A 22,225-nucleotide genomic window follows, 5' to 3' on the forward strand; every position below is an offset into this window, starting at 1 on the left:
CCTTGATGCCACCCCCCGTGTGCGAATATGAGCCCGTGGACAAGGACCGTCAGCAGCGTCTTCGCCGACTCGCCGCCGCCTACAAGCGCCGGACCGAAGCGGCTGAAGCGGCGCATGACGAGCTGGTTGCAGAGGTCCTCGCCGCACTCGACGACGGGGAACAGCAGGTCGACATCGTCAAAGAGATCGGCTTCACCCGTGAGTGGGTGCGCCGCAAGGTCGTCGACGCCCGCAAGAAGGCGCAGTCCCCCGCCGATTCCTGACCTCATCGCTCCCCCTCGCCGGCCACCAGGTCCGTCGCCCGCGGGGACTGCTGTCCGAGTGCTTCACGGGCGATCCTGTTGAGGTCCCGCTGGATGGTTCGGTAGGCGATCTCTTCCAGGGCGGCGCGCATCCGCTTGTTGTCTGCGAGCAGCTCCTCGACGGTCATGACGCCTCCCGCACTGCAGGCCGGTCGTCGACGGTCAACGTCAACCCGGCCGCCAGCACCACATCGACGTTGACGGGGTCGCCTCCGACCGTGACCGCGACCCGCGCCACATCAGCAGCAGCGGCGGCTGTGAAGCCGGCGGCGACGAGACGGCCCATCAGGTGGGCGACCTGCTTCTCGGTGCGGGGCCATTCGCGCGGGTGTCCGCTGCCGCCGCGGGCGACGGGTTTGAGGTAGCCCTGCCGCACCCAGAAGTCGAGTTGCCTCTTGGTCGGGCCGGTCATGACTGCACCTCGGGGATGTCAGCGAGGGCGGCTGCAACACCCGCTCGTGCAGCGTCGGCCATCGCGATCAGCCGTGACCTCACGCGCACGTCAGCGACCGCTACAGGGTCGTCTGCGGCGCGTGTGAGGCATTCGGCGTGGGCGGCGAGACGGCGGACAAGGTCGGCCACATCCGCGGGAAGCACGACGGTGGTGTCAGGCATTCGCGGCCTCCCCGGACAGGCGAGCGAACGCGGCCTCACGGTCAGCGCGCTCCCATCGACGCAGCAGGGTCGCCCTCTGCTTGGTGGTGAGCTGGACGTACACGTCGTAGACGCCACGCACCCGAGCCGACCCTGCCGTCCACGTCGGGAAGTGGTCCTCGTCCGACGGCACGAGCTCGCCGATCGGCTCGACCGTGTACAGGTCGCCTTTCGGGTACTTGGACGCGTAGAAGCGGGCGTACTCGCGGTCCGTCGTCACGTAGATCCGGTCCTGGCGCTTCGTCACCGGCTCCAGCGCGTGGGACTCGCCGGCCTTGTGCGCGTCGCACACCGGGCAGCCGGTCACGAAGTTCGGCATCCCGGGCAGGATCAGATCTCCAGCCTTCAAGCCGGGTTTGCCTCCGTGGAAGTAGATCGGCTCAGGCATTCTGCGCCTCCTCCATCGCCTGGATTGCGGTGGCTGCGATCCCGCGCAACCGTGCAGGATCCGCGGCCAAGTCCGGGTAGGCGTCAGCGAGAGCGAAAGCGACACGGTCACGGGCCACACCGGAGACCGTGCGCGGCCGAGACACCACCAGCTCCTGCCGGAAGCGGAAACCGACACCGCGGACCGTCACGACGTGGAACGGGTCGGCGACGTCATCGCCGAGAGCGCGACGCACTCCGGTGAGGTGCATGTGCAGCGTCTGCCTGGACGGCGGATAGCCGTCCCACACGTCCTGGCCGATCTGCTCGATCGTGACCACCTGGCCGGCGTTGGCGACGAGGAGGGCCAGGAGCCGGAATTGGAGGCGCGGCAGTTGGAGTAGCTGGGCGCCGTGCCATGCCTGCCATGCGGTGGTGTCGACGCGTACGTGGGCGCTCATTCATGCCTCCCTTGGGGAGTCGGGGGGAAGGTCGAACAGGGCGTCAGGCTGCGGCTCCTGCCGGACGGTGCACGTTTGGGCGTGGACGAGGTCAAGGCCGTCCACGAGCGCGTCAGCGCAGCACTGCGGGATCAAGGCACCTCCTGACGAAGCGGGGGTGCCCCGCAGGCCGTGAAGACCTGCGGGGCCGGGACAGGCAGAGACTCGCGACCGCCTGGATCGGGCATCCGCGCGGGGTTTGAGACCGGCTCGGCTTGTCGACCTGGGGCGGGATGGGTCGGCATGTCGGACCCGACCTGGGAGGCATAGGGCCGTCTTGTCGGACTGGCGAGACTGGACATGGCGTGGCTTGTCGGACTGGCCGGACTAGGGAGGGTGAGTCGGTGTGGCTTGGCCTGAGGAGGCGGGACTGGGCTTGTCGCAAGGGCGTGGCTGGCATGGGTCTGAGTAGTCGGAGTGCGTAGGCCGGAGTTGGACGGGAAAGGTATGTCGCAACTGGCATGAGCGGACGTGACGAAGGCAAGTCGCTGTGCGCTCGGCAAGGCGTGAATAGGCTTGTCGGCGTGGCTAGAGCGGCAGAGGCTTGACTTGTCGGACAGGGCGGAGTTGGCACGCTGTGACTTGTCGGAGTGGCTAGCCGTATCGATCACGGCGTCGCAGGTGCGGGGGCCCATAGCCGTCAGACCCGATCGAACGCGAGCAGCTCGAACCGGCCGTCGCTTCGGCCGCGGTCGGCGCCGATGCCGATCTGCTCCCCCGCCTGCCAGATCCGGCCCCACGCCTCCATCGGCAGGAAGTCGTCCCGCACCCGCAGGGTGAAGCTCAACTCCGGCTCCTGCACGTACTCGACCCGGTTGATCGAGCTGCGCGGCCCCTGCGGCGTCATGACGTGCTTGATGCGCTCCTCAACCGCGGTCGGCTCCGTGACACCCAGCCCGATGTAGATCTCGTCGACGAACACCCGCTCCACGAGCGTGCTCATCAAGCCCTTGCGGAACGTTCCGCCCTTCGCCTTCTCGCCGCCCTTGCTGGTGGCCTTGAGCACGTCGGCCTTACCGGGCCACTCCGTGCCCGGGTAGGCGCTGTTGGCCCACTCCTTGATCGCGGCCTTCATGCAGCGGCCTTCGTAGACGAGCTCGCCCGACGTCGGGTGCCGCTTGAACCCGTTGATCGACGGTGCCGCATCCGACTCCAGGAGCGCGTCCGCCAGCTCGTCCGCGGACGGCTGACGGTCCGGGAACCGCTCCTTCAGCGTCTGCTCGGTCAGCTCGTCAAGGTCGCGGTCCTTGATCTCCATGCGGGACTTGAGCCAGCCCTTGATGACGGACTCGTCCGACGGGATGCCGCCCACCAGCTTGTCGATGCAGCGGAGGGTGACGCGGTAGGTGACGAACTGATCGTCTCCGCCAAAGATGCCCAGAGCGCTCATCGAGCGACCGCCTTCCCCTGAATGACCCGGCCGGCGATCGGCGTCACGTTGCCGCGGTCGCGCAGGGCGGCGTTCGCGGTCCTCAGTTCGGTGTTCTCGCGCTTCGCCACATCCAGCCGCCTCTGCAAGTCCTCCACGAACTTGGCGGTCTCGACCGGCATGTGTGCGGGCGGCAACGACTCCATGTCCACCCGTGTCTGCGCCAGCAGCCGACGTGCCTGCCCGTAGCGGGCGACCGTCACCTGGATCTGCGTGGCCTGCTCGATCGAGCGGAACAGGTCGAACAGCTCCCGGGGCGTCTTGCCGTCGAGCTTCTCTCCGGTGATGGCCTCGATGTCGAGGCGGACGCTGGCGTTGCTCCGGATCAGCGCCACCGTCTGGTCGAACTCTTCGGCGCTGTACTCCTGCGCCTTGCGCTTCTTGCTCATGACAGGTCCTCATCAGCGAGGGGGTTAGGAAGGGGGTTGCCGTATCCGGCCATCCGCAGGAGGGTCACCGCGTCGGCGAGCAGCAGACGGATCGGGATGTCCGCGGTGTAGATGACGCCGAGAAGTCCGGACACCTGGCCGCCGTGAAGACGAAACAGGTCGCAGGCCCACATGACGGCCCACCAGCGGCCTGCGTTCGCGAGGCCGACGCCCTTGCGCTGGACGACGAGGATGCCGAACTCGGCGTTGGCGTTCTTGCGTTCGGTCTCGGTCTCGGCCAGCCATTCGAGGATCAGGGCGTCGGAAGCCTGGCGGGCCTGGTCGCCGCCCTTGACCTCCCAGCAGAGGGCGGGCGTGCCGGTGATGTCGCCTTCGTCGAGGGCGCCTTTGAGGATGCGTCGCTCGGCCAGAGGCCAGCCGGTCGCGTTGAGCACCTTGACGACTGCCGATTCCGCTTGGGTGCCGATGGCTTTCGGCTTGTTCACCATGCGGCACCTCCGGGGGTAGGCCACGAGCCCGCCCTTACGGCTGAATGACAGGCGGGCTCGTGGAGCTTGAGGGGGAAGGTCACGCCGAGACCGCCGGGAACTCATCCCATGTGCGGCCGTCCAGTTCGCGCCCACGGACGTTGAGCGCGCGGATGTCCTCTGCCAGGGCGACCATCGCAGGCGTGGGGTCGTAACCAGACGGAGCCCAGGGATAGCTGTCCTCGTCAGTACGAGCGGCGCGCGCCTCCAACCGGGCTTCCTGTAGCTGGAGGGCGAGTTGGGCCTGCGCCCGCTTCACCAAGAGGTAGGGCAGCACGGCGGCGATGACCGTGGCGGCTCCGTCGCCTTCCAGCACCCACTGGTACTGCGTACGGTGGTGCGAACGATCGTCCTTCGGCTCATACGAGCGGACGGTTCCGCCGTAGATCGACGCCGCCAGATCGTGTGGCTCCCTGCGGGTCCCAGAGATGCCGACTCGGGGGGCGCAGTAGGTGCGTCCTCCGCGTGTGCTGCTCGACGCGGTGATGTACCCGTCGCTGTCGATGACTCCGGCGAGGTAGGCGATGGTGGTTGGTTCAGGCGACATGGGGATACTCCCTCGGGAAGGACTCGGGCCACTCGGCGGGGTCGTGACCCTTGCGGTCAGAGCAGCCCCACTCGCGCGCCAGTACGGCGCCGGCCTGCTTCATGAAGAAGGGCACGCCCGTGTTCTGGCACTGGTCCCGCAGGGAACGCACCCAGTCGGGGTGCATCGGCCGCGCGCCCGGACCGGACTCGCCGCCGGCGATGACCCAGTCGATCCGGTCGTGCCAGTACGGCTCGGTCGGTGCTGCCTCGCCCAGATTGACCGGGCCAAGCAGCGGTTCTGCGCTGATCCAGCGGACGGCCGCCGGGGTGTCGAGCAGGGCGGGGATGCGGATGTCCGCCCACTGCTGGTTCTCCGTGGAGACCCCCAGCCAAACATTCGGCAGGGGCCACCAGTCGTCGTGGTCCGGGATCGTGCCTTCGGCCAGTGTGTCCACCTGGTGCCACACGTCGGCGATCCAGTCCTGATTGTTGAGGAGGGATCGCATGCGCGCGTGACGCTTGGTCAACACCTGGAAGGTGTGCTGTGGCGCCAACGACATCACGGCGAACACCTGGGCGATGTAGTCGCTCGGCACATCCTTGTGGAACAGGTCGGACATGCTGTTCACGAAGACCTTGCGGGGCTTCTTCCAGCGGAGCGGCTGGTCGAGTTTGTCCGGCCGAAGCTGGACATCGAACCCGTTCTCGAAGTAGTGGCCGGGCGTACCACGCCAGCGCTCGGCAAACGTCTCTGCGTAGCAGTGGTCGCATCCGGGCGAGACCTTCTCGCAGCCGGTGATGGGGTTCCAGGTGGCGTCGGTCCACTCGATGGTGCTGCGGTCGCTCATTCGTCTTCTCCGAGGGAGTGGTCGCAGATGTTGCGGCAGACGCGGTTCGCGTAGATCACGTAGGCGATGAAGGCGGCCCACAGGACAGCCAGCACGGCACCGATGTAGGCGGCGATCACTTGGCCACCTCGCCGGGGATGTCGAACTGCTCCCGCAGGAGCTTCGCCGCGTACCGGCAGGACCCGGACTCGCCGAGCTTGTCCAGCTCGACGGCGAGTGTGGCGATGCCAAGCGCGTACCGCTGCACCTCGCGCAGGTGGCCTTCGGCGCGGGACTCGGCGGCGTCGAGCTGGTCAGCCTGCTTGCTGTTCGCGCGACGGAGGGACACGTTCGTCTCCTCGCAGACGGAGAGCTTCACCCGCGCCTCGAACAGCTCCCGCTCAGTCCGAGCGAGCTGGCCGGCGCGTCCGGTGCGGCTGATCTCGATGCCGACGACGGCGCCGATGGCGAGGCAGACGGCGGCGGCGACGAGAAAGACGATCACAGCGAGCCAGGAGCCTCCGCCGAACCCGACGAGCAGGATCAGCCCGACAAGGACGGTGCCCGAGAGGGCGAACTGGTAGGGCTTCACTCGGCGCTCCCCGTGGTGTCGGTCTGGGCATCGAGGCGGGCCAGCAGTTCGCAGGCGGCGCACGTCTCGTGCGGCTCGGGCGCCTTGCGCTGGCAGGGGCTCAGCTCGGCCTGGCGTGCTTCGCGAAGCTGGCAATCGGCCGCATCCAGGTTGTGGGTCAGCGTGGCCTTGAGGACGTTCTGGGCGTAGCGGAGGCGCCTGTTCTCGTCGGCGAGCTTGCGGAGTGAGGCGTTGGCCTCCTCCTGCTGAGAGGCGAGCAGGGCATGGAGCCGCTCGACCTCAGCCGCGAGGGCGGGAACGTCCACGGCGTAGACCGGCACCGCGCGCGGGCAGCGCTCGGCCTGCTGCTCCGGCGACAGGTAGCCCCGGGGAAAGGAGAGTGCCCTGACCGTGTCTGGCATGTGCTGGAACACGTAGCCCTCGCCGTCCACGTACTCCCAATCGTGGTGAGTGCGGGCGTTGAACGGCGGCTCGTCGGAGTGGTCGCAGTGGTAGCCGACCGGACCGCGCTCGGGCATCCCGGCCAACTGCTCGTCTGTGAGGGGGCCGGTCATGACGGGCTCCCCTGCGGCGCAGGGACCCGCGCGGTGTCTTCGCCGGACGGGACGGACAGCTCGCCGGACTCCAGCAGGCGCGACGCCTTGTCCAGGGTTGCGGCGAAGGAGACGCTAACCAGCGCTCCATCGTTTCCGGCGGCGACCTCAGCGACCGCTAGGTCCATCCGCGTCTTGGAGTGGCTGCGGAGTTCCTCAACACAGCGGCGCCGCTCGTCGGCGCGGACGCCGTCCAGTTCGGCGCGCAGTCGCTCGACCTCGGCCCGCAACTCCTCGGCCTCGGTCATCGGCTGGTCGCCGACGCCGTACGGCTCCGGTCCTTCGACCGGCCTCGGCTCGGTCAGCGGCGTGCCGGTAACCATGTGGAGGCGGAAACAGTCCAGGACGTCGTCCACGGTGTTCCAGCACTCGCCTCGCGGCTCGTACTCGTCGCGCTCGCGCTTCAGGAAGCGCTCCACGTCCTCGGGAGTGAGACGCCGCTCGACCTCCGCCACCAGGGCGGGCACGTCGACCACGGCGTGGGTGAGTGCGTTCAGCAGCAGACCCGGCCGCGAGGAACCGGTGACGGAGACCTGAGCGGTCTCACCCATCGGTACGTCCGCCCATCGGTCCGTGATGGCATCGAACTGCTCGCGCGTCATGGGCTCAGCCACGGGACACCTCCCGCGCTTCCATGAGGATCTCGGCCGGAACCCAGTTGAGCGCGTCGAGGCGAGCGTCAGGGTTGGCACGGTCCCAAGCGCGGACCAGCTCAACCGAGACGACCCGGTCGCGGTTCCTCTCCCGGCGGTACACCGACTGCCGGTAGACGCCAAGGAACAGGAACAGCGCTGCCGCCACAGTCGCGGCGATGCCCTCCCAACCGCCCAAGTGGCGGCCGAGCATGTAGGCGAGCAGGCCGCCACCAACCGCGCCCGCGTCGTCCATGACGACGGTCCAGAACGAGCGGGTGTAGGTGACCGTCGTACGGCGCGCACTCTTCGAGGCGGTCACTCGGTCACCGCCTTCAGCAGCGACCCGACGAGAGCGGCCACAACCGCCATCAGGGCAGCAGCGGCCTCAATCCACAGCGCGCCCCGGTAGCTGATCGTCGGAACCATCGGCCACCACTCGTGGTGGATGACGCCGATGAACAGCATCAGCGTCCACCCGCCGACCAGCCAGGCGATGCCGAAGAAGACGAGACTGGCGAGGATCTTCAACGGGCACCGCCCTTAGCGGCCTCGGCCTGCCTGGCAGCGACCATCTCTGCGGCGATCTTGTTGACCGCCTCCGGGTCGATGCCGTACTCCTCCAGCCACGCCCACACGTCCGGGCCGAGCACGTGGGGGTTCTCCCACGACTCCCACAGCGCCTTAGCCACACGGTCAGCGACCCCAACGCCGCGGACCTCGACCTCACGGAACAGGAACGCGATGGCGTAGTAGGAGACGAGCGCGCGGGACGACTCTTGGGCCTCGCTCCGGTCCGGGAGGTCGAGGGCGAGCTGGAAGTGCAGTTGGGCGAACACCGTGAAGTGCTTCGCTATCGCCTCAGCGGTGGCCTCGTCCTCGCTGCGCGGGTACGGGGCGATCTTGTCGATGGCGTTCACGCGGCACCTCCAGCCAGTTCGGCCTGGAGCGCCTGCACCTTGGCCAGCTTCTCCCGCGACTCCTGCTCGTGCTCGCGCGCGTAGTCCTCACCGTGGGCCGACCACAACTCGACGCGCTCCTGCTCGTGCCTCGCGATGTCGTCGAGTACGGCGAGCACCGCCTCCCGAGTCGCCCACGAGTCGTCCAGGATCGGAGTCGTCCCGGCATACAGGCACTCCCGGAGGTAGCCGTACACGCTGGTGATCGACAGGTCAGCGCTTCGGTCGTACCAGGCAGCCTTGTAGAAGATCCCGATTCGCTTACGGCCCAGCTCGTCAACGATGTCGGTGTGCATCGAATGGCCGGTCGCTGCGCGCTTCCAGCCGGCGGGCAGTCGCGCCTCACGGAACAGCGGGTCGCGCTGGTCGATCGGCCCGAGGACGAAGCCGAGCGCCGTCAGGTCGGCGTCGGACGCCCCCTTGGCCGGGATGACCTCGCAGGTGCCCTGCTGCATCGCGGCGGCGCCTTCGGCTTCCTGCTCCTCGATCGCGCCGGGGAGGTGAACGCCGTGGGCGGCGGGGATGGGGATGATCTGGTCGCGGGTGTTACGGGGACGGCTCACGCTGCACTCCTCGCGTGCTTGGGGGACGTGTACGGCTTGTGGAAGGTGGCCAGATAAAGGGCCGCCCGAGTGCCGCCATGCAGGCGGATCGCGACCACAGCCAGAACAGCCAGCCAGGCAGGGATCTCGATCACGACCGCCCCCGCTCCGCCGCGTCCTGCTCGTTGTGCGCAGCATCGATACGGCTGATCAGCTCATCCGGGTTGTGCGACAACTCCCCCGCCGGCGGAGGAACCGGAGCGCCCAGCAGCGCCAGCGTGTCCGCAGCACCCTTCGCGACATCACGGCCCTGCTGGGTGCGCTGCTGCGCCTGCCGGATCTCCAGCTCCCGCTGCTCGATCCACGCCTGACGGTCGCGGATCTCCTGCTGGCGGGCCTCGATCTCCTTCGCCCACGCGTCGATCTCGGCCTGGCACTTGTCGGCGAGGGTGACCTGCTGGGCGGCGAACGTGGTCGCGTTGTCGTACTGGGTCTTCAGGCCCGACAGGATCGTCTGGGCGGCCTCGTCCGTGGCGAACTTCACGGCGGGGGTGGCGGGGGCGACAAGCTGATCGTTGTTCCGGTTTCGCATGGGGGTTTCTCCTGTCCGGAGTAGATGGGGGGTTAGTGGATGCGGCGGACGGACGGCGTGAACCACAGGCCGTGGTCGCTGTCGTGATCTGCGGTCTCGCCGCAGTACTCGCCGAACACGTCGGGGTTCGGCGTCTCACACAGAGGCGAGGGGGAAGGCTCGACGAAGCCCGTGCAGTCGGGGCAAGGGCAGACGGTGGAGACGGTCATGCGGCACCGCTCTCGATGGCGAACGCCGCCCCATGCAGGTCAAGGCGGAGCTGCTCGAACGGGTAGCGCTGGAACTCGCGGACCGTTTCCCTGAATGTCCGCAACAGGTGCGGCAGAGCCCACGCCCGGATCTCCCAAGCGGAGCCCGTGAAGTAGAAGTACTTCCGCTCCGTCTTGTGCGGGACGCAGCCCGCCTGCCGAAGGACTCCGGCCGCCCGGAGGACGCGGGTGAAGTAGGTGACCGGGATGTCCTCGCCGTACTCCTGGTGGATCAGCGCGGTCGCCTCGTCGAACGAGAGCGTCACCAGTCCGAGCGCCCCAGGCGCAACGCGAGGGTTTGCCGCGTAGCCCCGGGTGAAGTACGCCTCGATGACGTCAGCGACTTCGTTCTGGTAGGCGATCAGGATCTGGCGTGCGTCTTCCTTGACGCGGCGCTCGTCGATCGTGGCGAGCAGCATGAAGAACGTGCGGAGATCGACGGTGGTCATCTGGCGGACCTTGCCGTCCTCGGCAACCGTTCCCCTGAGCCCAATGGTTGCCCATGACTTGCGCTGAAGCTTCTCGAACTGCGTGGGGTAGTTCAGGCCGATGTGCTCGATGGCGGGCCGGAGGAAGATGTGCGGCTTGCCGTTCTCCAGCGCGGCCAGGATCTCGCTGCCATGGAACGGGATGTGGACGATGTCGTTCACTGGGACTCCCCCGGGTCCTCTCGGATGACCTCGAAGAGGTCCTCGAATCTGGCGTGGTGCTTGAGTGCGCCCATCAGGGACGCGATGAAGTCGGGGCCGGGCTTCGCTTTGCCGTTAAGGACCTTGTTGACGGTCCCTCTGTCGGCACCCATGGCCTGCGCAAGGCGCTTCTCGGTGACGAGTTCTGCCTGCACGCGGTACTTGGCGAGCTCGTCTCGGCGGATCTTCAAGGTGGCGTTCAATGTGTCCTCACTTCGGCTCTGTGATGCGTGAACCACACAGATATGAGCGCACACGCACAGCCTAGAGGCTGCACGCACAGCCTGCAAGATAACTCTGTAGCTTTTCCGCCACACCAGTCACACCGGTCTGGAGTCGTGCGGCCTGTGCGCATAAGCTGCGCGCATGAGCTGGTGGGAATACGTCCAACGAGTCGCCGGAACGGCGTCGCCGAGCGAAATCGGCAGACGAACAGGAATCGGCCAGTCCAGCGTCGGCCGCTGGCAGCTCTCCTCCCCCAAGGTCGAAAGCGTCGCCGCCTTCGCCAAGGCATACGAGCGACCTGTCCTCGAAGCCTTCATCGCCGCCGGCTTCCTCACCGAAGAAGAAGCGGGAGTCAGCGAGATCCCCACCGATCTCAGCTACGTCCCTGGCGAAGTCCTGGTCGCCGAGCTGGCCCGCAGACTCAAGTACTGACATCGCTCCTCCTCTCTGCTGCTTGTTGGGGGTCCCTGTCCCGACGCACCCCCGAAGCGCCGGGACAGGGAAGATCAGGGCTGCTGGTAGATCACGTGGCCGCCACGCCATCCGGACAGCGAAAGGCCCGGAGACGGCCAGGCCGCGGCGAGCATGAACGCGGCGACGACAGCGGCGACGGTCCTCACCAGATCGCCTCATTCGCGCACTCGGCGGCCAGGAACGCCCGCTCCGCCGCCTCATCCAGATCCGACGGCGAGCCGTACGAGGGGTCCGGCCAACCGGCAGGGATCTCCTCGCACCGAACCCACGACCCGTCACGCGTCGGCAGGCACGGCCCCAGCCACGCCACCACCACCGGCACCCCAGCCGGATCGGCGATCGAATTCCGACCGATCACCCAGCCGTTCCGCTCCGCGTCGATCTCCCACGGCCGCTCCGTGATGACCCCATGGCAGCCGGTCGTCCCCGTCCCACAAACAAGCAGGAGGCTCTCCACCGCGTTCACGCCAGGGTCTGAAGATCCCCCCATGCCCCGGTTACGGCGGTGGTGAATCGACCACGGGCGGCCGGCGACGACGACTCCGCAGACGACGCATGAGTCCTCGTCGCGCTCGCGGACGAGCTTCCGCACGTCAGCGGACGGGCCGGTGTACTTCGCGCGCACCTTGGCAGCAGTCCTGCGAACGGCGGGCTTGTCCTCCGGCGTCGGCCGTGCGAAGCCCTTGCCGCGAGGCATGAACGTCTTCCGCGTCAGCTCGGTGCGGCGCATCACTCGCCCTCACCCGTCTCAAGCGCAGGCCGCAGCAGGTCACCGATCAGCGGCTGAAGCTCCCCCGCCTGCCAGGCAGCCCACACAGCCTCGCGCGCCCCCACGCTGGCCCGATACGAGAACTCTCCCGTCGGCTCCCCCCGGGTGACATCGGCGACCTGGATGGGCGTACCGGCAGCGTCCTTCAGATGGCCGTTGGCGTCAGTTGCCTTGAACAGCACCCTCAGGTGCTTGTCGTTGATCCGGCGCTCCATCAGGTGCGGCATGTGATCGCGCACGAACTGGAGCAGCTCCGGGTCCGTGACAGCCTCGCTGGTCAGCCGCTCTTCGAACATCTCCGGGTCGTCGTTGGCGACGATCGCCGCAAGGGTCGACATCCGGAACTTCATCTTCGACGGCCCCGCCTTGATGGAGATCGTCCCCAACTCGGTCCCGTCCGGTAGAGACGGAGACAGCGACTTGGCGTCCGTCTCGATCCGAAGCTCGGCGAACACGGGTTCGGCGTCCTTGCGGATCTGCTCGTAGCCCTCGGTGACGATGCCAGCGAGGACCTTCGCCGCGGCGACCTTCAGCGCGTGCACCTTCGGAGTGGTCATCGGCCACCGCCGCGGTACGTGTCGTAGATCGCCTTGGCGTTGTTGTTCAGCGACTGCATGACCCTGATCTGGTCCTTGACCAGCCAGCCGTAGCCCACCGCGTCTTCCATCGCATCCTTGGCATTACGCAGCGCCGTGTACTCGCCATAGATCTGCGAGTTGATCCACGCGTCGCGCTCCTCGACCGTCACCTGGCCGGCGCCGCGCCCCACATCCGGGCACTCCTCCGACATGAGCAGTGGCAGCCTCTTCCGCTGGTACGCCTCGTCGCAGTCCGCCTTCTGCTTGCGGGCTCGACGGATGTCCATCTGCGCGCGGACCAGCTCGTTGTTGAGGCGCTTCAGGAAGCGGTCCGTGTCGGCGGGCGTGAGGACGGCATCCTCGTTGACGAACTCGAAGCCGTTGTCGCCCTTCTCGAAGACGTCGCTCATGCCACCGCTCCCGTCTTGGCCTCATTGGGCGGGGTGTTTTGATGGATGAAGGCATCAAGGCGCTTGATGACCTGGTCGGCTTCGCCCCCGGTGGGCTCCCACTCCGAGGTGATGGGGTGACCGACAATCTCGGCGGCGAACTTCAGCCGCTCGTCTTCCTCGAGTTCGGCCTGCTCCCACAAGGCGTCCATGCGGGCACGCTGATGCTCTGTGGCAGGCTCAAGAGCCTTACGAGCTGCCCCCTGCCTGGCGAGGAACTGCGAGAGCAGTTCCTCCTGGCGGCCCTCGTTCTCGATCGTCACGCCGTCGTAGCCGAACTGCTTGGCTTCCTCCCAGAGCTCCCGCATCCGCTCGGAGTTCGTCGCGGGAAGCAGCGCCTCATCGCGGATCTGCTCTGGCGTCCGCTCCGGCTTGGCCTCCACCAGGTCGCGAACGTGAGCCTTTCGGGGGTCGCACTTCAGCGCCTCGAAGATGAACCACTCGAGGGTCCAGTTCTCCGGGAGCGACTTCGGTTCGTCACGGCCTGGCCGGATTCCCGCGTGGACGGACCGGGCGCCGACGACGAGTGCAGGTTCATCCCGCGACAGGCGGATCCACGCGGTGGCGTCGAAAGCGAGGTTCTTCTGTCCCTCGACGCGGTATTCCTTCTTGCCCTCGATTGGCTGGCCGTTCTCGCCGATCGCCGAGATCTGCTTGCCGCGGGCCGTGAGCAAGACGATGCCGGGGAACGTCATCAGGAGCTTCATGAGCTTCCGGTGCCGGCCGTTGGCGTCGTTCCAGTAGTTCTGGGAGATGACGATCTCGGCATGGGGGTCGGCGGCGAGTCTCTTGCGGTTGGCCTGCGAGCCCTTCGCGCGGTTGTGAGCCCAGTCCTTCAGCAGGTCCCACTCGGCGGTGCTCGAGTCGAGTGTGAGCACGATGGGCTTCTCACCTCTCGCCGCGGTCTTGCCGGCGATGGTGTGGATTTCCTCGACCGCCGAGTAGAGGGCGGCAAAGGAGCCGTCGTGCTCGACAATCTGGTAGTCCGCTCCTGGGATCGCTCCGTACTCGTCGGCTGAGCCCTCACCGAGGTCGATCCAGTACATGTCGCCGACGTGATCGCTGATCGACAGTTCGGCGCACGCCCAGCTCTTTCCGGCCTTCTCGCCGCCCTCGATCAGGATCAGGGGCCAGGGCACGGCCCCCGTGGGCTTGCGCGTCTTCAGCGTCATCAGGCTCGACCGCCCTTCAGCTGGCGCTCGCGAGCGCACGTCCGGCAGCGCCGACAGTTGGGCTGCTTCGGGCTCCGGTAAGTGTTCTCAGGCGTGTACTCGTGGCCGCTCGGGCAGTGTGTGACTGCCTCACCTTGACGACGCAGGTTCTCTGCCTGGGTGACGGGCTCGAGATGCCACGGATTGACGCATGTCTTGTTGCGGCACAGGTGATCGACCTGAAGTCCGTCGAGCGACATGCCCGGCGCCCAGATCGTCAGCGACGCCCGGTGCGAGAGCATCCGACGGCCGTGCAGGGTCGTCATGCCATATCCCGCGCTCTGGATGGTTCCGGTCCAATCCCAGCAACCCGAATCGCTGATTCGGATCTTGTTCATGAAGCGGTCGACGCCGGGGGTCGATTGGACCCTGGATCGTCGCGGGTCGGGCACCTGCTCCTTGGTGGCGGGCGTGAAGGTAAAGCCGCTCAACGGTTCTTCTCCTGGTGGTAGGGCGTTTCGTCGTGGGCGTCCAAGACGGCATCGGCCTGCTCGCGCATCTGCTCGACGGCGGTCCGCGACACCTCCCAGCGGTCACGCACCAGCCGACCGGCGAGTTCGCCGCCGATGACGAGCTCGCGCACCTGGCGGTCGTGGAGGCGGAGCCGTGCCGCCGCGTCCGTGATGCTCATCCACTCGCTCACGACGCCTCCCGCAGATAGCGACGCATCCACACCGGGGTCTCGCCGGGATGGCGGCGCGTCCACGTGGACCCGCGCACCGGCTCGTTGATCTCCGCGCGATGCGTGGACCGGCGGCCCTTTGGGACGCCTTTGAGGGCGTCACGCCGGGTCTTGCGCCAGACCTTCACTTCCGGCCTCACGACGCCTCCTTGACGAGGAGCGCGGTGAGCAGCTCAAGCAGCGGCCGGTAGTGGAGCGTGTTCGAGACGGTCGCCCTCGCGAGCATTTGCGGGCCGGGCCGGTTCTCCCAAAGGCCCCCGCCCCACAGCTGCACCCAGCGGCCGAACTCGTGCCGGTAGGCGTAGTGGCGGCGCTGCTCGGCGTCCTGCCCGACCGCCTGGAACGTCAGGATGACGTTCTCGCCTGCGCGGCCCTCGACCTGCCACATGCCTCGGCTCGTGTCGAGCGTGAGCGCTCTCGAATCGAGGACGGTACTCATCGGACCTCTCCCCTCACGTGGGCGTAGGCGGCGGACATGATGCGGCCGGTCAGGAGCCGGGCGCGGTAGTCGACCTCGGCGTCGGAAAGGTCGGGCCGGTCGTACGCGACATGCGCGCGAACCCAGCCCTCCAGCAGGTGGCGGGAGTCGTTGGCGTTCTGCTGGCGGACGTCGGCCTCGGCGAAGTCGCCGGCCGTCTCCAGCACCTCAGCCACCACACCCAAGTGGGCGGAGCGCATCGCCGGGACGTTCAGAGCGAGCGGCCAGTCATAGGTAGGGGCGGTCATGAGGCATCACCCATCAGCTGCGGGTAGACCTCGCGCTGCCACCGCTCCCGGCTCATCAGCTCGATCCGGTAGCCCTTGGTCAGGTACTCCAGAGCCTCAGCACTGGACTCCCAGAACTCGCGGGCGGCCTTGACCGGGTCGTCGGCGGAGGCGGCGGACGGGCGCATGCACCCGCTCGGGGCACCCTGCGGGTTGTAGACGACCCACTCGCCCTGGTCGTACGGGCGCTGCTCGCCCTCGATGTTGATCAGCTTGCGGGCGGTCATCCGGCAACCGCCTCAGCCTGCTCGGCATCAGCCCGCTTGGCGGCGTCGTACTGGGTGATGCCCCACACGATCCCGTGGAGCGCCCACAAGAACCACCAGTCGTAGTCACGGAAGCTCCACTCGGAGGTGTCCTCGAAGCTGAAGCTCTCCCCCCGCTTCACCGATATGCGGTGCGTGATGTCAGTCGCCCGAACGTGGCGATGCCCCCACAGGTCGGCGTCGATCTCGTCGGTGAACGTCTCCTCGGCACCGCACAGGCAGGACGCCTTGAAGGTGCAGTACTCGAACTCCTCCAGCGCCCGGCGCGCACCGCCCTCCCAGGTGATGTCGCCGTACTCGAACAGCTCCTTGATCGCCCGGCTGATCCCTCGCGGTGCGGACCTGTCGAGGATCGCCTCGGCGACGTGCTCCTTGACGGTCTGCTCGAAGAGGCCTTGGTCGTACTTCTTGACGCTGTCGCGGTCGGAGGTCAGCTTCTCCGCCCAGTAGCCCGGGTTGATGTGGACCGAGCCGTCCCGCCAAATGCCGCTGCGGAAGAACTCGAACATGTCATCCATGCGGTCGAAGACGAAGGACTCGCCGTCGCCCCGGAAGATCAGGGCGTGCGGGACTGTGATGAGGTCGAACCAGTACATGCCGTGCTTCGGGTCCCGGAACCGCAGATGCCGGTACAGGCCCTCGTCGTGCCGGACGGTCATGGTGTGCTTGGCGGTCTCGCGCTGGAAGCGCTCCGCGATGTCCTGGCGGCTCATCAGGCACCCCCGGCGAGCACGTCGATGTCGGCCGCGCACGAGTCGCAGATGTGGAAGAAGCCGTCAGCACTGATCGAGGTCGTCGCCATGCGGGTGCAGTGGCCGACCTTGCAGAACCTCGGCGGGTCCAGCTCGGCGGCGGCATTGCGAACCAGGGCCACGACCTCCGTACGGGGGCGGGGGCCGGTCCAGCGATACAGCCACCGCTCGTACCCCGCGACATGCCGCAGAGACGAGGCCAGAGCCGCCGTAGCCTCCCGCCGCTCCTGGAACGTGGGGACGACACCGCACATGGCCTGGTACATGTCGGGCGGGGACACGCGGGGCTGGGTCAGCTCGTCGAGCGCGTCCGCCAGACGGCTCAACGCGCCAGCGGTCTCAGGCGGTGAATGAGTTACCGTGGACAAAGTCACGGCTCACCAGTCCTCTCTGATCTTGGGATGTTGGTGGGTTGTGAGGGGTCCGGCCGGCGCAACGGCTGGACCCCACATGCGTTCAGGCGGCAGAAACGTCGCCGTCGTCGGCGCGGTCGAGCTCAGCGAGCTCCTCGCGGCGGGCCAGCAGGCCGGACACCGCGTACTCAGCGGGATCACTGAAAGCACTCACGCCGACCTCCTTCGGGTCACGGGCTTGGGAACCAGAGGCGCGACGTTGGAGCCCGGCAACGGGCGGACGACACGGTCCGCGAGACGGGTACGCGGCTTCGGAGCGGCGGGGGCGGGCGCGCTCGGCTGCTCCGCCTTAGGCGCCTGCGGCTTGGTCCTCGTCAGCTCGAAGATCTCGGCGACGTCGTCCTCGGTGAACATGTAGGCGCCGGCGGGACTGTGGCTTGGCCACTCTCCGGTCTTGGCCTTACGGGCGACCGTCTTGGGGGCACACCCGAGGAGGGCGGCCAGGGCATCCTTGTTGAGCATCGGGGCGTGAGACGCCGTCACGATGCGGCCTTCTGCTTCGATCTGCGCTTAGCCGGGGTGGCGGACATCGCCTTGATGGCTTCGAGATCCTCCCGCGCCCAGCGGTAGAGCTTGCCGATCCGGCGGTGCGGGATCTTGCCAGCGCGGGCGTTAGTGGTCAGCCAGTAGGCAGTCAGAGAGACGATCGGCGCAGCCTCATCTGCGGTGAACAGGAGTTGCTTAACCTCCTGGGCGGTCTCGCCGGTTTGAGGGAATGACATGCAATGGACCGTACTACTTCAAACTAGTTCTAGCAACCTCGAACGTGCTGGAGCTTCCTTTGACTTGATCCAGCAACGAAACGCTAGGGAAAACTCGTCAAAACAACGCTGAGCGTCTAGAGTCGGAAGGCGCTAGAGGGAAGAGCGACCCGCCACCGATCAGGAGAGCTGGCCCCAGATGGACGAGATCCACGACTCGCCCGAAGCCTGGGCGCGCGTAGCCCGCGAGGTGAAGCGCCGCCGCATCCAACTCGAAATGACGCAACCTCAAGTGCACGCCGCCGGCGGTCCGTCAGTGAGCATGCTCAGCAAGATCGAGGGTGCGAAGCAGCAGGGCTACGAGGACATGGCTCTCGCCCGCCTAGAGAAGGCCCTTCAGTGGGAATCGGGCAGCATCGAAGCAATACGCAACGGACAGCCACCCACGCCGCTCACCGCCCAACACGACGAACCGGCTCGCGCAGAGAAAAGCAGCACCCCTCTCGCCGTTGACCCCACCACAGCAGCAATCAACGCCGGCATGGAGGCGATCCAGCGGATCCTCGCCGCCCGCGACACGGAGATCGCCCAGAAGATCGCCGAGCAGTCAGAGACGATCGCGCAGCAGTCCCGGGAGATCGCACAACTACGCAAGGACCTCCGTCGCTTGTCAGTTCAGGGCGACCAGGACACTGCGGACCAGGAGGGCCGAGAGAGCGCCTGACAGGCTTAAACCACTCTCGGGAAATCGGACTCAACCCCCACAAACCGCACACTGAGAGTTGCGGCAAGGTAACGGTCGGCAATTTAGGCGGTTGCGTTATAGACCTTCCGGCGCACATGAGCCAGACTCAGAAACCCCTCTCCCAGGGCGCAGAACATCCGCAGAATCCGCAAGGAGGCGTGATGCCACGGCCCCTGTCTAACCAGTCCGACGCTCTTGACGCCCTCATCGAACGCGCACTCAGCTACACCCGCAGGCTCGGCGACGGCGCGCTTGCCCAGATTGTCGCCGCCATACACAACGGACCCCCGGAGTCGCTCCTCATCGCCCTCCGCTCCCCAGCAGGAACGCCCCGCATCGTCGCCCTCCAAGTCGGCGGCCTAGACGTGACCGTAGAGGTCAACCCCAACGGGCGGATCGACTACGACGCCGAACAGCGCGCCTGGGACTGCATCCAAAACGTCGTCCTCGGCCAGGCGGCATGACCGCGGAGATCATGCGCTACAGGCGCGAAGAGATCGACCCGCAAATCAACGCAGTCGCCTACGAGGCCAAGCCCGCCGAGCCGACCATCGTCGTCAACATGGACGCCGACCGGAAAGCCATCGGCCGGCTCAAGGCGTATCGCGAGCACCTACTCGTGTGGATCCCCGGCCTGCAAGTGCTCGTCGACTCCATCCAGCGAGCATGGAGCGGCAACCCCATCACCGGCCTCGCCGCTGCCGCCGTCCTTGCCGCGGGGACAGCCAGCGGCGCGGAGATGGTCATCATGCCCGATAAGCCGCTGCCGTCGACCGTCAGGATTCACATGGGCAAACGGCCGGCGCTGGAGCGCGTTGCATCGCCGTCGTCTCCCCGCCCTATCCCTGTTGCCCATGTCGCAGGGCGGGTGCAGTGGACATTCCGGCGACCCTCTGCGGTCGTCCATGCGGCTTCCTCGTCACCGAGCGCAAGCCCGACGCCGACATCAACACCGTCGCCGGAGCCGTCGCCGGAGCCGTCCACCATGCAGTTGAGCATCATCCCGCCCTCGCCTCCCCGCATGCATCGGCGGCCCCGAGCGAGGATCTCACTGACTCCAGTGGTGGAACGCTCCGAAACCCGGACACCGTCGCCTACGGGCGCGACAGTAGTGCCGACGCCCGCGCACGCGGGCGATACGACGACCCCCTAAGGATCTTGATGCTCTACCCCCCGCAGGAGGCGTAGTGGGCTACGCCGAAAAACGAGGCGCCCTCTGGCGTGCACGCTGGCACAACCCCGCCGGGAAACTGGAGTCGATGACCGGCTTCTCGACGAAACGGGCCGCCGAGCAGTACGCCAACGATCAGGAAGCCGCCATCCGCGCCGGCCGGTACATCGACCCGAAGGCCGGGCAGATCACGGTCACCGAGTGGGTCAACATCTGGTACCCAACACTGGATCTTGAACTCACAACCCTGGAGAACTACCGCTTTCTCCTGCAGGCATGCGTTCTGCCCTTCTTCGGCGATCGGAGCCTGGCCTCGATCACCGCAGAGGAGATCGCCGCCTGGGAGATGGACCTCGTTCGGGTGCACAGCTACTCCAAACGCACGGCCAGAGACGCGAGGTCTACGTTCGGGACGACACTGGCGGCGGCAGTCCCGGTCCGGATCCCGTTCAACCCGGCAGCGCGCAAAAGGGCAACCGGAAAGAAGGCTGAACGGCGGATCGCCAAGGTCATGGAGAAGCGGAAGGCGTGGGCCACGCCGCTGGAAGCGCTCCTCGTGGCCGAACGAGTAGCCGTCCTCAGCGGCCATCAGTCCGACTTCGTGAAGGTGATGTTCATCGCGTACACGGGCGCCCGATGGTCGGAAGCGGTCGGCCTCGACCCTTCGACGCTGCACGGCGAGGTGATCGACCTGGACTGGAAGCTGTACGAGCTGAACGGCTACTTCTACCGCGGTCACCCCAAGGACGGCAGCATCAGGCAACTCGACGTCCCGCCGTTCCTGGAGACGCTCCTCGCCCGGCACCTGGCCGAACAGAAGGTGACGCGCTGCACCTGCCCAGCCGAAGCCGAAGAGCCGTACTGTGCGGGCGGGGAGTATGTGTTCCTAGGCCTCAAGGGCGGGCATGCGCGGCGGTCGGACTTCGCACGCCGAAGCTTCCGCCCCGCCGCGGACGGCTGGTATGCGCCCCGCGGCGGCAAGGCCGCACAGCCGGCGGCCCCGGTGCTGGCAGACGTGAGCATCGGATGGCCCGGCCGGGTTATCGCCCCTCCGTGGCCGGCGAACACTGCGGCATATCCCAGGGGGCGCGGGGTTTCCCCTCTGCCTCCTGAAGCGCCGATCGTCAACTGGTTGCCGATCATGCGGGATCTCACTCCGCACGGCCTCAGGCACTCCCATGAGACGTGGATGGCCGAAGATCGCATCCCTAATGTCCTGCGGGACGAGCGGATGGGCCATATCGGCGACGGCGGGATGCGGGACCACTACACGCACGTCTCAGACACGATGAGGGACGAGCTGAAGGATTGCCTTCAGCGGCGCCTAGAGCGGTCCCTGGTGGAACGTGTGGAGTTGGAGAGGCACTGGAGCCGCGAGTACGGGATCCCGCCCCGATCTCCGGTACGGCTGCTGGATGAAATGTTGGAGCCCCTGCGCGGCAATGTCACTCAGATCGAGCGGGCGAGGTCCGTGCGGGCCCTCCAACGTGCGACCCCTCGGAGATCCACTCCCATTCTGCTCCCAAAACCGGACATCGCCGCAAAAGCGAGAGGCCGCTCCCGAGCTGGGAACGGCCTCTGACCTGGAGTGGAGCTATGGGGATTTGAACCCCAGACCCCTTCGATGCGAACGAAGTGCGCTACCGGACTGCGCTATAGCCCCAATGCCTCGACTAGGTTAGCAAACATTCGAGGCTCCTCGCGCCATCTGATCAATCACCGACCGCCCGCCTGTCGGTGAACTGGTCGGAGTACTGGTCGAAGACCTGAACCCGCTTGCGCGCCTCGAGCATGATGATCTCCGCCTCACGCGCCTTGGCCTCGATGGCGCGACGGCGCGCACGCTGCCTCTCGATCCGCTCCGCCCGCGCCTTGGCGGCCAGCTCACGCCGCTCCACGTCCACGCGTACGGCGACGCGGAGCACGGCGAGGTACCCGACGAGGAGGACCGCCGACGGCGTGACGGCCCACCAGGGCACGACCCTGACGGCGGCGGTGACGGTGGAGGCGATGATGAGCAGGATGCTCCAGAGCAGCCTCCTGCGGCGACGGGCGACGATGATCGCCCGGCGCCTCCGCTCGGCGCGACGCATGCGCGCCGCCCGGTCCTCGGGGCCCCGAGGAGCTCCCGCGGCGGTCGGCGAGGCGGACTCGGCACCCTCCGCCTTACCTGTGGCGCCTCTCTCGGCGGGCGCGCCCTCGCCCGACGCGGATTCGGTGGCCCTGGCGGCGCCGCCGGACCTCTCGGCCTCGCGCTCCGCGACCGGAGCCGTGAGCGAAGCCGTGAGCGGAACCGTGAGGGGAGCGTCGGAAGCCTCCGAGGACTCCGCACGCGGACTCTCGACGACCGTGTCCGCGTCTGCCGCGGGCTCCGCGGAATCCGCAGGCTCCCCTGGCTCCGCGAGCTCTGCGGGCTCGTCCTCGTAAAGGTCGTCGATGGCGTGCTTGTCCCTGCGCAGCCACATGGGCAGCAGGACGCCGAGCCACATGACGACGATGGCGAGGTAGAGGAGGACGCTACCCATGCGACCACCTCCGGAGATGCCGAGCACACCTGCGGACTCTGGGCGTCTGAGATGTGCTCACGTCACGCACCGTAAGACTGCGTGTCACTGATTGACGAGCATTCGATGCGGTGTGTCGCGAGATCGTCAA

The 22,225-nt window shown here is 67.3% G+C and carries 44 protein-coding genes and 1 tRNA gene; 6 read left to right on the top strand and 39 right to left on the bottom strand.

Going from position 1 to position 22,225, the window contains the following annotated elements; all coding sequences use genetic code 11:
* Window positions 1-35: 35 nt before the first annotated feature.
* On the top strand, window positions 36-263 hold the full coding sequence (locus IMZ11_RS02640; RefSeq protein ID WP_228637296.1) for a hypothetical protein: 228 nt from the start codon (window positions 36-38) through the stop codon (window positions 261-263).
* A 2-nt stretch (window positions 264-265) separates the two neighbouring features.
* Here IMZ11_RS02640 and IMZ11_RS02645 read toward each other — a convergent pair whose 3' ends face one another.
* The 23 genes from IMZ11_RS02645 to IMZ11_RS02750 all read right to left on the bottom strand — a co-directional run bounded on the left by IMZ11_RS02645 (window position 266) and on the right by IMZ11_RS02750 (window position 10,572).
* Window positions 266-430, bottom strand: coding sequence for a hypothetical protein (locus IMZ11_RS02645; protein WP_228637297.1), 165 nt, complete (start codon window positions 428-430; stop codon window positions 266-268).
* Window positions 427-714, bottom strand: a complete 288-nt coding sequence (locus IMZ11_RS02650; protein WP_228637298.1) for a MerR family transcriptional regulator — start codon at window positions 712-714, stop codon at window positions 427-429. The genes IMZ11_RS02645 and IMZ11_RS02650 overlap by 4 nt, the downstream gene beginning before the upstream one ends.
* Window positions 711-917, bottom strand: a complete 207-nt coding sequence (locus IMZ11_RS02655) for a hypothetical protein (RefSeq protein ID WP_228637299.1) — start codon at window positions 915-917, stop codon at window positions 711-713. The genes IMZ11_RS02650 and IMZ11_RS02655 overlap by 4 nt, the downstream gene beginning before the upstream one ends.
* Window positions 910-1,344 (bottom strand): hypothetical protein, encoded by a 435-nt coding sequence (locus tag IMZ11_RS02660; protein WP_228637300.1) that lies wholly within the window; start codon window positions 1,342-1,344, stop codon window positions 910-912. Before IMZ11_RS02660 ends, IMZ11_RS02655 begins: the two co-directional genes overlap by 8 nt.
* The gene (locus tag IMZ11_RS02665) at window positions 1,337-1,783 is read right to left on the bottom strand and encodes a helix-turn-helix domain-containing protein (RefSeq protein WP_228637301.1); all 447 of its coding nucleotides are present in this window, start codon (window positions 1,781-1,783) and stop codon (window positions 1,337-1,339) included. The genes IMZ11_RS02660 and IMZ11_RS02665 overlap by 8 nt, the downstream gene beginning before the upstream one ends.
* Before the next feature lie 679 nt (window positions 1,784-2,462).
* Window positions 2,463-3,212, bottom strand: coding sequence for a hypothetical protein (locus IMZ11_RS02670; protein ID WP_228637302.1), 750 nt, complete (start codon window positions 3,210-3,212; stop codon window positions 2,463-2,465).
* Window positions 3,209-3,640, bottom strand: coding sequence for a hypothetical protein (locus IMZ11_RS02675; RefSeq protein ID WP_228637303.1), 432 nt, complete (start codon window positions 3,638-3,640; stop codon window positions 3,209-3,211). The genes IMZ11_RS02670 and IMZ11_RS02675 overlap by 4 nt, the downstream gene beginning before the upstream one ends.
* A complete protein-coding gene (locus IMZ11_RS02680; protein WP_228637304.1) occupies window positions 3,637-4,128 on the bottom strand; it encodes a hypothetical protein in 492 nt (163 codons plus the stop codon). The genes IMZ11_RS02675 and IMZ11_RS02680 overlap by 4 nt, the downstream gene beginning before the upstream one ends.
* A gap of 79 nt (window positions 4,129-4,207) precedes the next feature.
* A complete protein-coding gene (locus IMZ11_RS02685) occupies window positions 4,208-4,714 on the bottom strand; it encodes a phage Gp37/Gp68 family protein (protein ID WP_228637305.1) in 507 nt (168 codons plus the stop codon).
* Window positions 4,704-5,543, bottom strand: a complete 840-nt coding sequence (locus IMZ11_RS02690) for a DUF5131 family protein (RefSeq protein ID WP_228637306.1) — start codon at window positions 5,541-5,543, stop codon at window positions 4,704-4,706. Before IMZ11_RS02690 ends, IMZ11_RS02685 begins: the two co-directional genes overlap by 11 nt.
* Window positions 5,540-5,662 (bottom strand): hypothetical protein, encoded by a 123-nt coding sequence (locus IMZ11_RS44965; RefSeq protein WP_255705926.1) that lies wholly within the window; start codon window positions 5,660-5,662, stop codon window positions 5,540-5,542. The genes IMZ11_RS02690 and IMZ11_RS44965 overlap by 4 nt, the downstream gene beginning before the upstream one ends.
* Complete coding sequence (locus IMZ11_RS02695; protein WP_228637307.1) at window positions 5,659-6,114, bottom strand: hypothetical protein; 456 nt, start codon at window positions 6,112-6,114, stop codon at window positions 5,659-5,661. The genes IMZ11_RS44965 and IMZ11_RS02695 overlap by 4 nt, the downstream gene beginning before the upstream one ends.
* Complete coding sequence (locus IMZ11_RS02700; RefSeq protein ID WP_228637308.1) at window positions 6,111-6,668, bottom strand: hypothetical protein; 558 nt, start codon at window positions 6,666-6,668, stop codon at window positions 6,111-6,113. The genes IMZ11_RS02695 and IMZ11_RS02700 overlap by 4 nt, the downstream gene beginning before the upstream one ends.
* Window positions 6,665-7,321 carry a hypothetical protein gene (locus IMZ11_RS02705; RefSeq protein WP_228637309.1) on the bottom strand — a complete coding sequence of 219 codons (657 nt, stop codon included), beginning with the start codon at window positions 7,319-7,321 and terminating at the stop codon, window positions 6,665-6,667. Before IMZ11_RS02705 ends, IMZ11_RS02700 begins: the two co-directional genes overlap by 4 nt.
* On the bottom strand, window positions 7,314-7,661 hold the full coding sequence (locus IMZ11_RS02710) for a hypothetical protein (RefSeq protein ID WP_228637310.1): 348 nt from the start codon (window positions 7,659-7,661) through the stop codon (window positions 7,314-7,316). Before IMZ11_RS02710 ends, IMZ11_RS02705 begins: the two co-directional genes overlap by 8 nt.
* Window positions 7,658-7,870 (bottom strand): hypothetical protein, encoded by a 213-nt coding sequence (locus IMZ11_RS02715; protein WP_228637311.1) that lies wholly within the window; start codon window positions 7,868-7,870, stop codon window positions 7,658-7,660. The genes IMZ11_RS02710 and IMZ11_RS02715 overlap by 4 nt, the downstream gene beginning before the upstream one ends.
* The gene (locus IMZ11_RS02720) at window positions 7,867-8,259 is read right to left on the bottom strand and encodes a hypothetical protein (protein ID WP_228637312.1); all 393 of its coding nucleotides are present in this window, start codon (window positions 8,257-8,259) and stop codon (window positions 7,867-7,869) included. The genes IMZ11_RS02715 and IMZ11_RS02720 overlap by 4 nt, the downstream gene beginning before the upstream one ends.
* Window positions 8,256-8,861 carry a hypothetical protein gene (locus IMZ11_RS02725; protein ID WP_228637313.1) on the bottom strand — a complete coding sequence of 202 codons (606 nt, stop codon included), beginning with the start codon at window positions 8,859-8,861 and terminating at the stop codon, window positions 8,256-8,258. The genes IMZ11_RS02720 and IMZ11_RS02725 overlap by 4 nt, the downstream gene beginning before the upstream one ends.
* Window positions 8,858-8,995, bottom strand: coding sequence for a hypothetical protein (locus tag IMZ11_RS02730; protein ID WP_228637314.1), 138 nt, complete (start codon window positions 8,993-8,995; stop codon window positions 8,858-8,860). The genes IMZ11_RS02725 and IMZ11_RS02730 overlap by 4 nt, the downstream gene beginning before the upstream one ends.
* Window positions 8,992-9,432, bottom strand: a complete 441-nt coding sequence (locus IMZ11_RS02735) for a hypothetical protein (protein WP_228637315.1) — start codon at window positions 9,430-9,432, stop codon at window positions 8,992-8,994. Before IMZ11_RS02735 ends, IMZ11_RS02730 begins: the two co-directional genes overlap by 4 nt.
* 32 nt (window positions 9,433-9,464) lie before the next feature.
* Complete coding sequence (locus tag IMZ11_RS02740) at window positions 9,465-9,641, bottom strand: hypothetical protein (protein ID WP_228637316.1); 177 nt, start codon at window positions 9,639-9,641, stop codon at window positions 9,465-9,467.
* On the bottom strand, window positions 9,638-10,330 hold the full coding sequence (locus IMZ11_RS02745) for a phage antirepressor N-terminal domain-containing protein (protein ID WP_228637317.1): 693 nt from the start codon (window positions 10,328-10,330) through the stop codon (window positions 9,638-9,640). Before IMZ11_RS02745 ends, IMZ11_RS02740 begins: the two co-directional genes overlap by 4 nt.
* Window positions 10,327-10,572, bottom strand: coding sequence for a helix-turn-helix transcriptional regulator (locus IMZ11_RS02750; protein ID WP_228637318.1), 246 nt, complete (start codon window positions 10,570-10,572; stop codon window positions 10,327-10,329). Before IMZ11_RS02750 ends, IMZ11_RS02745 begins: the two co-directional genes overlap by 4 nt.
* 163 nt (window positions 10,573-10,735) lie before the next feature.
* On the opposite strand from IMZ11_RS02750, the gene IMZ11_RS02755 reads away from it, so the two are divergent.
* Window positions 10,736-11,026 carry a hypothetical protein gene (locus IMZ11_RS02755; protein WP_228637319.1) on the top strand — a complete coding sequence of 97 codons (291 nt, stop codon included), beginning with the start codon at window positions 10,736-10,738 and terminating at the stop codon, window positions 11,024-11,026.
* 184 nt (window positions 11,027-11,210) lie between these two features.
* On the opposite strand, the gene IMZ11_RS02760 is transcribed toward IMZ11_RS02755, so the two are convergent.
* The 14 genes from IMZ11_RS02760 to IMZ11_RS02825 form a co-directional block, all read right to left on the bottom strand.
* Window positions 11,211-11,798, bottom strand: coding sequence for a hypothetical protein (locus IMZ11_RS02760; RefSeq protein ID WP_228637320.1), 588 nt, complete (start codon window positions 11,796-11,798; stop codon window positions 11,211-11,213).
* Entirely contained in the window at window positions 11,798-12,394 is a 597-nt protein-coding gene (locus IMZ11_RS02765) for a hypothetical protein (RefSeq protein ID WP_228637321.1), read from the bottom strand. The genes IMZ11_RS02760 and IMZ11_RS02765 overlap by 1 nt, the downstream gene beginning before the upstream one ends.
* The gene (locus IMZ11_RS02770; protein WP_228637322.1) at window positions 12,391-12,825 is read right to left on the bottom strand and encodes a hypothetical protein; all 435 of its coding nucleotides are present in this window, start codon (window positions 12,823-12,825) and stop codon (window positions 12,391-12,393) included. Before IMZ11_RS02770 ends, IMZ11_RS02765 begins: the two co-directional genes overlap by 4 nt.
* The gene (locus tag IMZ11_RS02775) at window positions 12,822-14,036 is read right to left on the bottom strand and encodes a hypothetical protein (RefSeq protein WP_228637323.1); all 1,215 of its coding nucleotides are present in this window, start codon (window positions 14,034-14,036) and stop codon (window positions 12,822-12,824) included. The genes IMZ11_RS02770 and IMZ11_RS02775 overlap by 4 nt, the downstream gene beginning before the upstream one ends.
* Window positions 14,036-14,506: an HNH endonuclease gene (locus tag IMZ11_RS02780; protein ID WP_228637324.1), complete on the bottom strand. Its 471-nt coding sequence runs from the start codon at window positions 14,504-14,506 to the stop codon at window positions 14,036-14,038. Before IMZ11_RS02780 ends, IMZ11_RS02775 begins: the two co-directional genes overlap by 1 nt.
* Complete coding sequence (locus tag IMZ11_RS02785; protein WP_228637325.1) at window positions 14,503-14,718, bottom strand: helix-turn-helix domain-containing protein; 216 nt, start codon at window positions 14,716-14,718, stop codon at window positions 14,503-14,505. The genes IMZ11_RS02780 and IMZ11_RS02785 overlap by 4 nt, the downstream gene beginning before the upstream one ends.
* Complete coding sequence (locus IMZ11_RS02790; protein ID WP_228637326.1) at window positions 14,715-14,897, bottom strand: hypothetical protein; 183 nt, start codon at window positions 14,895-14,897, stop codon at window positions 14,715-14,717. Before IMZ11_RS02790 ends, IMZ11_RS02785 begins: the two co-directional genes overlap by 4 nt.
* Window positions 14,894-15,196, bottom strand: coding sequence for a hypothetical protein (locus tag IMZ11_RS02795; RefSeq protein WP_228637327.1), 303 nt, complete (start codon window positions 15,194-15,196; stop codon window positions 14,894-14,896). The genes IMZ11_RS02790 and IMZ11_RS02795 overlap by 4 nt, the downstream gene beginning before the upstream one ends.
* The gene (locus IMZ11_RS02800) at window positions 15,193-15,483 is read right to left on the bottom strand and encodes a hypothetical protein (RefSeq protein WP_228637328.1); all 291 of its coding nucleotides are present in this window, start codon (window positions 15,481-15,483) and stop codon (window positions 15,193-15,195) included. The genes IMZ11_RS02795 and IMZ11_RS02800 overlap by 4 nt, the downstream gene beginning before the upstream one ends.
* Window positions 15,480-15,749, bottom strand: coding sequence for a hypothetical protein (locus tag IMZ11_RS02805; RefSeq protein ID WP_228637329.1), 270 nt, complete (start codon window positions 15,747-15,749; stop codon window positions 15,480-15,482). Before IMZ11_RS02805 ends, IMZ11_RS02800 begins: the two co-directional genes overlap by 4 nt.
* Entirely contained in the window at window positions 15,746-16,501 is a 756-nt protein-coding gene (locus IMZ11_RS02810; protein WP_228637330.1) for a hypothetical protein, read from the bottom strand. The genes IMZ11_RS02805 and IMZ11_RS02810 overlap by 4 nt, the downstream gene beginning before the upstream one ends.
* A complete protein-coding gene (locus IMZ11_RS02815; protein WP_228637331.1) occupies window positions 16,501-16,866 on the bottom strand; it encodes a hypothetical protein in 366 nt (121 codons plus the stop codon). Before IMZ11_RS02815 ends, IMZ11_RS02810 begins: the two co-directional genes overlap by 1 nt.
* Window positions 16,867-17,103: 237 nt before the next feature.
* Window positions 17,104-17,436 carry a helix-turn-helix domain-containing protein gene (locus tag IMZ11_RS02820; protein ID WP_228637332.1) on the bottom strand — a complete coding sequence of 111 codons (333 nt, stop codon included), beginning with the start codon at window positions 17,434-17,436 and terminating at the stop codon, window positions 17,104-17,106.
* On the bottom strand, window positions 17,433-17,675 hold the full coding sequence (locus IMZ11_RS02825; protein ID WP_228637333.1) for a helix-turn-helix domain-containing protein: 243 nt from the start codon (window positions 17,673-17,675) through the stop codon (window positions 17,433-17,435). The genes IMZ11_RS02820 and IMZ11_RS02825 overlap by 4 nt, the downstream gene beginning before the upstream one ends.
* Window positions 17,676-17,853: 178 nt before the next feature.
* Between IMZ11_RS02825 and IMZ11_RS02830 the strand changes: the two genes are divergently transcribed.
* From IMZ11_RS02830 to IMZ11_RS02845, 4 genes are all read left to right on the top strand, one after another.
* Entirely contained in the window at window positions 17,854-18,378 is a 525-nt protein-coding gene (locus tag IMZ11_RS02830; protein ID WP_228637334.1) for a hypothetical protein, read from the top strand.
* A 182-nt stretch (window positions 18,379-18,560) separates the two neighbouring features.
* Entirely contained in the window at window positions 18,561-18,863 is a 303-nt protein-coding gene (locus IMZ11_RS02835; RefSeq protein ID WP_228637335.1) for a hypothetical protein, read from the top strand.
* Complete coding sequence (locus IMZ11_RS02840) at window positions 18,860-19,552, top strand: hypothetical protein (protein ID WP_228637336.1); 693 nt, start codon at window positions 18,860-18,862, stop codon at window positions 19,550-19,552. The genes IMZ11_RS02835 and IMZ11_RS02840 overlap by 4 nt, the downstream gene beginning before the upstream one ends.
* A 34-nt stretch (window positions 19,553-19,586) precedes the next feature.
* Window positions 19,587-21,152 (top strand): hypothetical protein, encoded by a 1,566-nt coding sequence (locus tag IMZ11_RS02845; RefSeq protein ID WP_228637337.1) that lies wholly within the window; start codon window positions 19,587-19,589, stop codon window positions 21,150-21,152.
* Between the two features lie 7 nt (window positions 21,153-21,159).
* Here IMZ11_RS02845 and IMZ11_RS02850 read toward each other — a convergent pair.
* Window positions 21,160-21,233 (bottom strand) — tRNA-Ala (locus IMZ11_RS02850).
* Between the two features lie 49 nt (window positions 21,234-21,282).
* The gene (locus IMZ11_RS02855; RefSeq protein WP_228637338.1) at window positions 21,283-22,095 is read right to left on the bottom strand and encodes a hypothetical protein; all 813 of its coding nucleotides are present in this window, start codon (window positions 22,093-22,095) and stop codon (window positions 21,283-21,285) included.
* Window positions 22,096-22,225: the final 130 nt, after the last annotated feature.

This window comes from Microtetraspora sp. AC03309, assembly GCF_020826795.1.
Classification (GTDB): domain Bacteria; phylum Actinomycetota; class Actinomycetes; order Streptosporangiales; family Streptosporangiaceae; genus Microtetraspora; species Microtetraspora glauca.